The sequence below is a fragment of the Flavobacterium sufflavum genome (assembly GCF_004016525.1).
GTDB classification, from domain to species: domain Bacteria; phylum Bacteroidota; class Bacteroidia; order Flavobacteriales; family Flavobacteriaceae; genus Flavobacterium; species Flavobacterium sufflavum.
The window spans coordinates 254,652-266,712 of the sequence record NZ_SACJ01000003.1; the positions used below are offsets into that span (position 1 = coordinate 254,652).

At 33.6% G+C, this 12,061-nt stretch carries 12 protein-coding genes and 1 tRNA gene; 11 read left to right on the plus strand and 2 right to left on the minus strand.

Annotation, left to right across the window (positions count from 1 at the left end; translation table 11 throughout):
• The first annotated feature begins 115 nt into the window (after window positions 1-115).
• The 5 genes from EOD40_RS06790 (at window position 116) to EOD40_RS06810 (ending at window position 4,250) form a co-directional block, all read left to right on the plus strand.
• A complete protein-coding gene (locus EOD40_RS06790; RefSeq protein ID WP_128194138.1) occupies window positions 116-571 on the plus strand; it encodes a DUF4870 domain-containing protein in 456 nt (151 codons plus the stop codon).
• A 15-nt stretch (window positions 572-586) separates the two neighbouring features.
• Window positions 587-925 (plus strand): PadR family transcriptional regulator, encoded by a 339-nt coding sequence (locus tag EOD40_RS06795; RefSeq protein WP_128194139.1) that lies wholly within the window; start codon window positions 587-589, stop codon window positions 923-925.
• A complete protein-coding gene (locus EOD40_RS06800) occupies window positions 922-2,598 on the plus strand; it encodes a PspC domain-containing protein (RefSeq protein ID WP_128194140.1) in 1,677 nt (558 codons plus the stop codon). Before EOD40_RS06795 ends, EOD40_RS06800 begins: the two co-directional genes overlap by 4 nt.
• A gap of 2 nt (window positions 2,599-2,600) precedes the next feature.
• Entirely contained in the window at window positions 2,601-3,326 is a 726-nt protein-coding gene (locus EOD40_RS06805; protein WP_128194141.1) for a head GIN domain-containing protein, read from the plus strand.
• Between the two features lie 87 nt (window positions 3,327-3,413).
• Window positions 3,414-4,250 carry a GIN domain-containing protein gene (locus EOD40_RS06810; RefSeq protein WP_128194142.1) on the plus strand — a complete coding sequence of 279 codons (837 nt, stop codon included), beginning with the start codon at window positions 3,414-3,416 and terminating at the stop codon, window positions 4,248-4,250.
• Window positions 4,251-4,364: 114 nt separating this feature from the next.
• Here EOD40_RS06810 and trxB read toward each other — a convergent pair whose 3' ends face one another.
• Together trxB and EOD40_RS06820 are read right to left on the minus strand one after the other, a co-directional pair.
• Window positions 4,365-5,354 (minus strand): thioredoxin-disulfide reductase, encoded by a 990-nt coding sequence (gene trxB, locus EOD40_RS06815; protein WP_128194143.1) that lies wholly within the window; start codon window positions 5,352-5,354, stop codon window positions 4,365-4,367.
• A gap of 135 nt (window positions 5,355-5,489) precedes the next feature.
• Window positions 5,490-5,564: transfer RNA gene (locus EOD40_RS06820), tRNA-Pro, on the minus strand.
• 200 nt (window positions 5,565-5,764) lie between these two features.
• Here EOD40_RS06820 and EOD40_RS06825 point away from each other — a divergent pair.
• From EOD40_RS06825 to lepB (EOD40_RS06850), 6 genes are read left to right on the plus strand one after another with little or no spacing between them, the layout of a single operon-like run.
• A complete protein-coding gene (locus EOD40_RS06825) occupies window positions 5,765-6,532 on the plus strand; it encodes a ParA family protein (protein ID WP_128194144.1) in 768 nt (255 codons plus the stop codon).
• A 4-nt stretch (window positions 6,533-6,536) separates the two neighbouring features.
• Complete coding sequence (locus EOD40_RS06830; protein WP_128194145.1) at window positions 6,537-7,439, plus strand: ParB/RepB/Spo0J family partition protein; 903 nt, start codon at window positions 6,537-6,539, stop codon at window positions 7,437-7,439.
• A complete protein-coding gene (locus EOD40_RS06835; RefSeq protein ID WP_231129591.1) occupies window positions 7,439-7,999 on the plus strand; it encodes a DUF5683 domain-containing protein in 561 nt (186 codons plus the stop codon). The genes EOD40_RS06830 and EOD40_RS06835 overlap by 1 nt, the downstream gene beginning before the upstream one ends.
• A gap of 54 nt (window positions 8,000-8,053) precedes the next feature.
• Window positions 8,054-8,755, plus strand: coding sequence for a 4-hydroxy-tetrahydrodipicolinate reductase (gene dapB / locus EOD40_RS06840; protein ID WP_128194146.1), 702 nt, complete (start codon window positions 8,054-8,056; stop codon window positions 8,753-8,755).
• Window positions 8,756-8,790: 35 nt separating this feature from the next.
• Window positions 8,791-10,368, plus strand: coding sequence for a signal peptidase I (lepB, locus tag EOD40_RS06845; protein WP_128194147.1), 1,578 nt, complete (start codon window positions 8,791-8,793; stop codon window positions 10,366-10,368).
• Window positions 10,369-10,406: 38 nt separating this feature from the next.
• Entirely contained in the window at window positions 10,407-12,002 is a 1,596-nt protein-coding gene (lepB, locus tag EOD40_RS06850; RefSeq protein ID WP_128194148.1) for a signal peptidase I, read from the plus strand.
• The last annotated feature ends 59 nt before the right edge of the window (window positions 12,003-12,061 follow it).

Consider the following 12,061-nt stretch of genomic DNA (forward strand, 5'->3'; position numbering starts at 1 on the left):
GTTCTCTCGATTTAATTTATTTTAGTTAATTTTTTGTTAACATTTAGTACTTTGCAATACACAATACCTGTTTTAAGACATATATTTGTATAAGAAATTACTATATACTACTAAAATGGAAACCAAAAACGAAAAAACCATAGCGGCATTAACTCATTTAAGTGCGCTGTCCCAGTACTTTATCCCTTTTGGAAATTTTATTATTCCAATAATAATTTGGAGTAGTAAAAAAGACAAATCGGAATTTATAGATTATAATGGAAAGCAAGTAATCAATTTTCAGCTTAGCTTATTGCTTTATTCGATTGTATTTATTCTTATTGCTGTTCCCACTTTTGCAACAGTAGTTTTAAGTAATATGAATTGGAACGAACTACTAAACAATCATGACTTCTTTTGGGACAAGATTAATATGGATGAGAATATTGGTTTAATAACCATAGGAATCGTATCACTATTATTAGTCGTATTATTAAAAATAGTTGAGTTTTTCTTAATCATAATCGGGGCTATAAATGCTTCCAATGGAGAAAAATACAACTATCCTCTAACGATAAACTTTATTAAGTAAAAAAAATGACAAATCATGAACATTGAAAACACAAAAGCCCAGATGCGTAAAGGTGTTCTCGAGTTTTGCATCTTATCTGTTTTAAAAGAAAAAGATGCCTATACCTCCGAAATATTAGAGACATTAAAAAACGCAAAATTATTAGTCGTCGAAGGTACCATTTATCCTTTACTAACCCGACTAAAAAACGACGGATTATTAACCTATCGTTGGGAAGAATCAACTTCTGGACCACCTAGAAAATACTATGGTCTCACAGAAACCGGACAAACTTTCTTAAACGAACTTAATGGTACTTGGACTGAATTGTCTAATGCTGTAAATTTAATAACAAATCAAAAAACAGAGTCATGAACAAAACTGTAAACATAAACCTAGGTGGGATGTTTTTTCATATAGACGAAGATGCATACCAAAAACTATCCCGTTATTTTGACGCCATAAAACGTTCTCTTGCTAACTCCACTGGTCAAGACGAGGTTATTAAAGATATCGAAATGAGAATTGCTGAATTGTTGAACGAAAAACAAAAAAGCGAAAAACACGTAGTGGGTTTAAAAGATGTGGATGAAGTTATTGCCATAATGGGACAACCTGAGGATTACATCATTGAAGATGAACCTAAAAATTTCGAAAATCAATACCAATACAATCCTTCAAGAAAATCAAAAAAACTATACCGCGATAGCGAAAAAGGAATGATTGGTGGTGTGGCAGCCGGATTGAGCCATTATTTTGGAATTGATATCGTATGGATTAGAGTGATATTAGTACTCTTTGTGTTTTTTGGTTTTGGAACAGGAATATTCGCCTATATCATTCTTTGGATTGTAACTCCAGAAGCCCAAACCACTTCTGAAAAACTGGAAATGACCGGAGAACCTGTTAACATTTCGAATATCGAAAAAAAAGTTAGGGAAGAATTTGAAAATGTTTCCGACAAAATTAAAAATGCCGATTATGATAAATATGGAAATCAGATAAAAAAAAATGCCAACAAAGTTGGGAATTCGCTAGGAAATTTTATCATCAGTGTTTTCAAAATCATAGCTAAATTTCTTGGAATCATACTGATAATTGCTGGTTTAACCACATTAGTCTTTTTATTAGTTGGCGTTTTCACCTTGGGAACCAATACATTCATTGATTTTCCTTGGCAAGGATTTATAGAAACCGGTAATTTCACAGATTATCCTATCTGGGCTTTTGGCTTATTAATGTTTTTTGCCGTTGGAATCCCATTCTTTTTCCTAACCTTATTAGGATTTAAGTTATTGGCGCCCAACACAAAATCAATTGGTCCTATTGCCAAATATACTTTATTAGCACTCTGGCTCATCGCTATTGTTTTAGCAATTTCCTTAGGAATAAAACAAGCCTCAGCCTTTGCAATGGATGGTCGCGTGGTAAAAAAAGAAACCCTGAACATTCCTCTAAAAGATACCTTGCGTATTAAATTCATACACAATGATTATTTTGCCAAAGACATTTATGATCGTGCCGAATTTAAAATTACCCAAGATTCGACTAATAACGATATTATTTACTCGAATGAGGTGCGTTTTAGAATAAAAAAATCAAACGAAAATTACTCTTACATTCAAATAGAAAAAGAAGCCAAAGGAAAATCGTTTTCAGAAGCCAGACAAAAGGCAGATCAAATTCGTTACCAGTACAAAATAATTGGAAACCAACTTGTTTTTGACAATTACTTGCTTACCGATTTAAAAAATAAATTCAGAAACCAGCAAATAGAAATTACCTTATATCTAACCGAAGGAACGCTTTTTAAAGTAGATTCCAGTGTTAATGATTACGACCGATCTGACGATGACTTTTTCGATTTAGATTATGATACTGACGAACCATTGTATAAAGTAAGTCACTCAGAAGTAATGTGTTTGAATTGTTCGAATAATAAAAATACAGAAGATAACAATCAAATAACTGACACTATAGTAAATTCTAAAACACATCTTCACGAATTGAAAATTAACGAGGATGGTATCATCATTAAAACCAATTAGTTATGATGACAACTTTAAAAAAAAGCATAATTGTTTTTGCTTCGCTGCTATTGATTTCCTGTAACAATCGAAATCAACATACCATAAAAGGAAGCGGAAACTTAATTACCGAAAAACGAGAGATTACGGAAAACTTTAAAAGCATAGAAGTAAGCAGTGCTATCGAAGTTGTTATTGAGCAGGCTGACAAAGCCGAAATTTTAGTTGAAGCCGATGATAATCTTCAAAACAGCATTATTACTAAAATCAATAATGGAAATCTGATTATCAGTCGGAAAAACGGAAATTACAGCAGCCATCATGGACAAAAAGTTTTTATAAAAATGCCTTTTATTGAAGAACTTACAGCAAGTAGCGCTTCATCAATAAAAACAAAAAGCACTTTAAAGGGAGAAAACATCAGTTTGAACGCTTCCAGCGCAGCAAAAATAGAAGCTCAACTGGCTTTTGATAATATTAAAACCAATAGTAGTAGCGCCAGCAAAATTGACATTAAAGGAATGGCTCTCAATTTAGAGGCTGAAGCTACAAGTGCCAGTAAAATAGAGGCCGAAGATTTACTGGTAAACATCATTACAGCTGAATCTTCGAGCGGTTCAAAAATAAGCATTCATCCTATTGTCAGTCTAAAAGCAGACGCCAGTAGCGGAGGAAAAATTGAATACAACAACAATCCTAAACAAATTGAAAAATCAACAAGTTCCGGTGGAGACATCAGCCAGAAATAACAAAAATACTCATTAAAAAACCAGAAATCGCCCATTACTAATAGGCGATTTCTTTATATTTGTATACAACCTAAATAAAAAATGGTCATGAAGAAAATTAGCGTTCTACTTTTAGTATTGTTATCCACAACAATTGTTTTGGCTCAGAAAAAAGAAAAAATAAGCGGTTCGAAAACAATAATAAACAAACAAAAAAACACAAAAAACTTTAGCGCTATTGAAGTCGAAGACAACCTAATCATTTCGTTAGAAAGAGGAGAATATCCCGAAATAAAAATAGAAGCCGATGACAATTTAATTGACGTTATTGATATTGACGTTACCGATAACGTGCTGCATCTTTCAACTTCTAAAAAAGTGATAAAAAGCAAATCTTTAAAAGTAAAAATAACTTACACTGAACTGTTGAATTCTATCACTTCTAAAAATGATGCGGTAATTAATGTAATCCAGGAAATTCTAACAAATAATCTAAGCATTAAAAGCTTTGACAATTCTAAAATATTCATGAATGCCAATACAAAGAATTTTGTTTTACAGGCGGATGGCAATTCAAAAATAGAATTGAATTTGAAAAGCGAAAAAGCAAAAATCGAGCTAATTAAAGATGCCGAATTAAAATCCTTGATAACAATTAATGATTTAGCCTTAGATATGTACCAAAAAACAAAGGCTAAAATCGAAGGAACAGCGAATACTTCTATCATTAGATTAGAAAACAATGCTGTTCTTGAAGCCCCGAAATTAGAAATAAACAGCATTGAATTGATTACCGAAGGACAAAGTAAGGCTATTATCAATTCTAAAAAAGACATCCTTATTAATGCCAGCGAAAAATCGGAAGTCGAACTTTATGGCGATGCTAAAATAGAACTGAATAAATTTACCGAAAAGGCCAAATTATCTAAAAAACAAACTTTGTAGAAAGTTCTCTAAATCAAAAAAGAGGCTGTTTCACAAGAATGAAACAGCCTCTTTTTATTATCATTAAGGTTTTTACGCCCTTTGGATCATCAAAAAATCAAATTAGTGATGAATTTAAGATTTACTTGAATCGACATCGGTAAATACATTTTCTACTACTTCTTTTCCAGCCAAATATCTTTCAGCATCAAGAGCAGCCATACAACCAGTACCCGCAGCAGTAATTGCCTGACGGTACACGTGGTCAGCAGCATCTCCAGCTACAAAAACACCGTCAACATTAGTTTTTGCAGTCCCCGGAGTATTGATAATATATCCTGTTTCGTCTAATGTTAAATAATCTTTAAAAATATCTGTATTTGGTTTATGACCAATAGCCACAAAGAAACCTGTTGCCTGAATATCGTAGGTTTCATTTGTAGTTTTGTTCAATACTTTGATAGCTTCCACTACCTGGCCATCTCCTATAACTTCAACTGTGTCGTGGTTTAATAAAATTTCGATATTTTCAGTTCTACGAACGCGTTCTTCCATGATTTTTGAAGCTCTGAATTTCTCACTTCTCACCAACATAGTTACTTTTTTACAAAGTTTTGATAAATAATGAGCCTCTTCACAAGCTGAATCTCCTGCCCCAACAATTACCACTTCTTGATTTCTATAGAAAAACCCATCACAAACGGCACAAGCCGAAACTCCACCACCCATTTGTAAATAGTGTTGTTCAGATGGCAATCCCAAATATTTTGCCGAAGCTCCAGTAGAAATAATTACAGTTTCACAGTGCAATTCGATAGTATCATTAATCCATACTTTATGAACATCTCCTGAGAAATCAACTTTAGTAGCCCATCCATCACGAATGTCAGCTCCAAAACGCTCCGCTTGTTTTTGCAACTGCACCATCATTTCCGGTCCTGTAACTCCATCAACATACCCAGGAAAATTCTCTACTTCATTAGTTGTAGTCAATTGACCACCTGGTTGCATTCCTTGGTATAAAATTGGATGCATATTAGCTCTGGCCGCATAAATTGCTGCAGTATAACCCGCAGGACCTGAACCTATAATAAGACATTTTATTTTTTCGATTGTATCAGACATAATAATTAAGGTTTAATTTTAAAAACACCACAAAAGTAAGTTTTTATTATTGGAAAATTAGACTAGAATAATCAGTTTTTATTATCCTAACATAGACAAATAAAAAAACCTTCTTGGTTCACAAGAAGGTTTCTGTCGGGGTGGCAGGATTCGAACCTGCGGCCTCCTGCTCCCAAAGCAGGCGCGATAACCGGGCTACGCTACACCCCGTAACGCGGCTGCAAATATACAACTCTTTTTAACTTCTGCAAACTATTATTAAAAATAAAATCTGATTTTTAAAATTAGTCGAAAATGCAAATCAAAATTTCTAAAAACTCCTCAAATCAAGCTTTAACAAATGTTAACAAAATAGATTTTCAGAAACGATAATAAATTGTATTTTTACCGTTCAAAATTATAGAAAATAAATGGGCAAAATCATTGCGATTGCTAATCAAAAAGGAGGCGTTGGAAAGACTACATCATCTGTAAATCTTGCTGCTTCCCTAGGTGTTTTAGAAAAAAAAGTATTATTAATAGATGCTGATCCTCAAGCCAATGCTAGTTCCGGATTAGGTATCGATGTGGAAAGTGTAGAAATTGGGACTTACCAAATTCTGGAACACAGTAACACTCCAAGAGAAGCTGTTGTAAAATGTACAGCTCCTAATGTAGATGTTATTCCGGCTCACATCGACCTTGTTGCTATCGAGATTGAATTGGTAGATAAAGAAAATAGGGAATACATGCTTAAAAAAGCATTGGAAAGTGTAAAAGACGACTACGATTATATCATTATCGACTGTGCTCCTTCTCTAGGTTTATTAACACTAAATGCTTTAACGGCTGCTGACTCTGTGGTTATTCCTATCCAATGTGAATATTTTGCTTTGGAAGGTCTAGGCAAATTATTGAATACTATAAAAAGTATACAAAAAATCCACAATCCGGACTTAGACATCGAAGGTTTATTATTAACCATGTATGATTCCAGATTACGTCTATCCAATCAGGTGGTTGAAGAGGTACAAAAGCATTTTAACGATATGGTTTTTGAAACTATTATTCAACGAAATGTAAAATTGAGTGAAGCTCCTAGTTTTGGTGAAAGCATCATCAACTATGATGCGACCAGTAAAGGTGCTACTAATTATTTACATCTTGCTCAGGAAATTATAAAGAAAAATATCCAATAATTTTATGACAAAAGCGATAAAAAAACAGGCTTTAGGAAGAGGTTTATCGGCATTATTAAAAGACCCGGATAACGATATCAAATCTGTAGAAGATAAAAATGCAGACAAAGTTGTTGGAAATATCATTGAACTTGAAATTGACGCTATTGAAATCAATCCGTTTCAGCCTAGAAGTAATTTCAACGAAGAATCTTTAAAAGAATTAGCCACTTCTATCAAAGAATTAGGTGTAATTCAACCTATTACAGTTCGAAAATTAGATTTCAACAAATACCAGTTAATTTCTGGGGAACGTCGTTTGCGTGCTTCAAAATTAATAGGATTGGCGACTGTTCCTGCTTACATCAGGATTGCCAATGACAACGAATCTTTGGTTATGGCTTTGGTTGAAAATATCCAACGTCACGACTTAGATCCCATCGAGATAGCACTTTCGTACCAACGTTTAATGGATGAAATCCAACTAACTCAGGAACAAATGAGCGAACGTGTAGGTAAAAAACGTTCTACAATTGCCAACTATTTAAGACTTTTAAAACTGGATCCGATTATCCAAACCGGTATTCGCGATGGTTTTATCAGCATGGGACACGGTAGAGCCATCATTAACATTGAAGATTTAGACGCACAAACTGATATTTACCAAAAAATTGTAAGTCAGAATCTTTCAGTTCGCGATACCGAAGCTTTGGTAAAAAACTACCACGATAGTCTAAAACCAAAACCTGCTGTTGAAAAAACAAAAGCAGCTTCTTTTGATATAGATGAAACTCATAAAAGAATTTTCAATAATTATTTTGGAAACTTAGTTGACATTAAAGTAGCTACTAATGGAAAAGGAAAAATCACTATTCCATTCCGATCTGAAGAAGATTTTAACCGAATTATTGAATTAATAAAGGGATAGTGAACAAATTTATTTCCATAACACTATTTCTTATTATCTTAAGCAATACCGCTGCATTGGCACAAAAAACAACCAAGCAAGAAGTAGTAGCTAAAGATACTTTAAAGTCAATAGACATTGATCCATTAACACCGGCCAAAGCAGCCTTTTATTCGGCAGTTTTACCTGGTTTGGGTCAGGCTTATAATAAAAGATATTGGAAAATCCCTTTGGTTTATGGCGCCATAGGAACCAGTCTTTATTTTTATATTGACAGTAATAAAAAATACCATCAATTTAGAGATGAATACAAACGAAGATTAGAAGGACATACCAGCGAAGAATTTTCATACTTAGACAATGCCCGATTAATTGCAGGGCAAAAATTTTACCAGCGTAATCGTGATTTATCTTCTTTATTCGTGGTAGGTTTTTATGTTTTAAATATTATTGATGCCAATGTAGATGCGGCATTAATGCAATTTAACGTAGACGATCGACTGTCAGTAAAACCTACTCTTTATCAAAACAGTCTCAACTTTAAAACAAACGTAGGGCTAAGCCTTAATTATAATTTTTAATCCAAATAAAAAGATTGACACATTCAATTTTTTAATAATTTAAATATAGTACAAATGAAAATCGCGCTTTTAGGATACGGAAAAATGGGTCAGGTAATTGAAAGAATTGCTCTGGAAAGAGGACATGAAATTGTCTTAAAAAAGGATGAATTCAACACCTATGAAGGACTTTCAAATGCCGATGTTGCTATTGATTTTAGTGTTCCTATGGCAGCCGTAGATAATATTTCTGCTAGTTTCAACAACAATGTTCCTGTAGTTTCAGGAACTACCGGATGGCTAGACCGTTATGACGAAATGATTGCTTTATGCAAAGAAAAAAATGGTGGTTTTATTTCGAGCTCTAACTTTAGTTTAGGTGTTAATCTGTTTTTTGGTCTAAACGAATACTTGGCTAAAATGATGGCTAACATTGACGGATACAATGTAACTATGGAAGAAATTCACCACATCCACAAACTTGATGCTCCTAGCGGAACAGCTATTTCATTGGCACAAGGCGTTATTGAAAACAGCAACTACAACAATTGGACTCTTGAAAATGCAAAAGAAAAAGAAATCCACATTGAAGCTGTTCGTACAGGTGAAGTTCCGGGTACACATACAGTAACTTACGATTCTGGTATTGACAGTATCGAAATCAAACATACCGCTCACAATCGTGAAGGATTTGCTCTTGGAGCTGTAATTGCAGCCGAATGGTTAGCAGGAAAACAAGGTATCTTCAGCATGAGAGACGTACTTAACATTAAATAATCAAACCAAAATTTAACCTTTAATTCAAAAGAACTATGACACTATATCAATGGTTTGTATTCTTTCTTTTTATTCAAGTTGTTCATTTTTTAGGAACTTGGAAACTATATGAAGCAGCGGGAAGAAAAAAATTGGAAGCTGCAATACCGGTATATAATGCTATTGTCCTAATGAAAATCATTGGCCGCCCTACTTGGTGGACCATATTGCTTTTTATCCCAATTATCAACCTGATTATGTTTCCGGTTATTTGGGTAGAAACATTGAGAAGTTTTGGAAAACGCAGTCAGCTGGATACTGTTTTAGGAATTGTAACTTGCGGATTGTATATTTATTACATCAATTACACACAAAAATTAGATTATAATAAAGAAAGAAGTTTACACCCAAAAAACAAAACTGCCGATACTGTAAGTTCTCTATTGTTTGCCATCATAGTAGCTACATTAGTGCATACATATTTTGTGCAACCTTATACTATTCCAACTTCCTCATTAGAAAAATCATTACTTATAGGTGATTTTCTGTTTGTAAGTAAAGTCAATTATGGAGCCAGAGTTCCTATGACTACTGTGGCCTTGCCAATGGTTCACGACTCTATTCCGATGACTAAAAGAAAATCATATTTAAGTTGGCCACAATTGCCCTACTTAAGATTACCTGGAATTGAAGACAAAATAAAACGCACAGACATTGTTGTTTTTAACTGGCCAGTAGATACGGTACATTACTTTTTCGAACCTAAAGGTCGACCTGGAGTTATAAAACCTATTGACAAGGAATCAAACTACGTAAAGAGATGTGTAGGTATTGCCGGAGATAGTTTAGCTATAAAAGACGGAATCGTTTACGTGAATGGAAAAGTTTTACAACTGCCTGAACGTGCAAAACCTCAATTTTCTTATGCGGTAGGAATAGATACCAAAAAACCTCCCGTTGATTTAGAAAATTTATTAAGAGAAATGGATGTTACCGATGGTGTAGGTATAAATGATTCAAAAGACACTCTTTATTTTAGAGCTTTAACTGCGGCTGGAGCTGAAAGATTAAAAAACACCACCGGAATAACTGCTGTGAAAAGACAGATTGCCAGAGGTACTGAACCTGGTATTTTTCCACACATCAACAAATGGAACGGCGATAATTTTGGCCCTATCTACATCCCTCAAAAAGGAAAAACAGTAGCACTTACAATTGAAAGCCTGCCGTTTTACAAAAGAATCATTACTGATTACGAAAAAGACGATAACGGTAACAAAAATGACTTAAAAGTAACCGGAAACGAAATCAGACTGAACGGAAAAGTAGTTAACAGTTACACGTTTAAACAAAACTACTACTGGATGATGGGTGATAATCGCCATAATTCAGAAGACAGTCGTTATTGGGGATATGTTCCGGAAGATCACATTGTAGGAAAACCGGTTTTTATCTGGATGAGTTGGGACAAAAACGCAAAAGGATTGAACAAAGTGCGTTGGGACAGAGTATTTACGACTGTAAGCGGCGAAGGTCAACCACAATCTTATTTTAAAATCTTCTTGATTTTATTGGCAGCATTCTTTGTAGGCGAATATTTCTGGAAAAAAAGAAAAGAGAACAAAAATATATAGTTGAAATTCAAAGTTCTTAAAGTTATAATCAAAATATCATGACACTAAACCAGTGGTTTATTTTTTTTCTCATAATTCAAGCAGTTCATTTTTTAGGAACTTGGAAATTATACAAAGCCGCTGGAAAAAAAAGCTGGGAAGCAGCAATACCTATATATAATGCTATTGTGCTGATGAAAATTATTAAGCGTCCAACCTGGTGGACATTATTACTTTTCATTCCCATTATCAACCTCATTATGTTTCCTGTTATTTGGGTAGAAACATTAAAAAGTTTTGGAAAACGCAGTCAGTTAGACACTATTTTAGGAATTGTAACTTGCGGATTGTATATCTATTATATCAATTACACACAAAAATTAGAATACAATAAAGAAAGAAGCTTACACCCAAAAAATAAAACTGCCGATACTGTAAGCTCTTTATTATTTGCTATTATTGTTGCTACTTTAGTGCACACTTATTTTATTCAACCATATACAATTCCAACAGCATCATTAGAAAAAACCCTATTAATAGGCGATTTTTTATTTGTAAGTAAATTTAATTATGGCGCTAGAGTTCCAATGACAACAATTGCCGCACCAATGGTTCACGACACTATACCTTTCTTTAACATTAAATCATATTTTTCTAAACCTCAACTTCCCTATTTAAGACTTCTCGGTTATCAAAAAATAAATAATAATGATATTGTTGTTTTTAATTGGCCGACAGATACTTTGTTTAACATGTATCTTCCTGCTGATAAAAAATATTATAAACCTATTGATAAAAAAACAAATTATGTAAAACGTTGTGTAGGAATTCCTGGCGATAGTCTGGAGATAAAAAATGGAATTGTTTTTATCAATGGAAAAGAATTGATTTTACCTGAAAGAGCAAAACCACAATACTCCTACAAAGCAGTTTATGATGGTAAAACACCAATAGATTTCGAATATTTATTAAAAGAATTAAATGCAACTGACGGAGCCTCTTTTATAAATAGCTCAAGAGATACTTTAATAATATACGCATTAACTTTTTCCGGAGCGGAAAAATTGAAAAAAGTTCCTGGAATTACTTCTGTAAGCAGAGTAATTAACAAGAGTTCTGAAGACGGAATATTTCCTGATTTTAAGGACCAAAAACCTTCTATAACAAACAATTGGTCTAATGATAATTTTGGTCCAATCTATATTCCTAAACAAGGTAAAACAGTAGCGCTTACACTTGAAAGCCTGCCATTTTACAAAAGAATCATTACCGATTACGAAAAAGACGACAACGGAAACAAAAACAACCTAAAAATAACTGGAAACGAGATTAGATTGAATGGCAAAGTAGTTAACAGCTACACTTTCAAACAAAATTATTACTGGATGATGGGTGACAATCGCCATAATTCACTAGATGCACGTTATTTTGGCTATACTCCAGAAGATCATATTGTAGGAAAACCGATATTTATCTGGATGAGCTGGGATTCTAACGCAAAAGGATTAAACAAAGTACGCTGGAACAGAATTTTTACAACCGTTAATGGTAAAGGCCAACCACAATCTTATTTCAAAATTTTCTTGATCTTATTGGCAGCATTCTTTGTAGGCGAGTATTTTTGGAAAAAAAGAAAAGAGAAAAACAATATCTAGTCTAAAGTTTTAGGTTTGAAATTGGGTCAGTAAAATCTCAATTTCAGACCTAAACTATA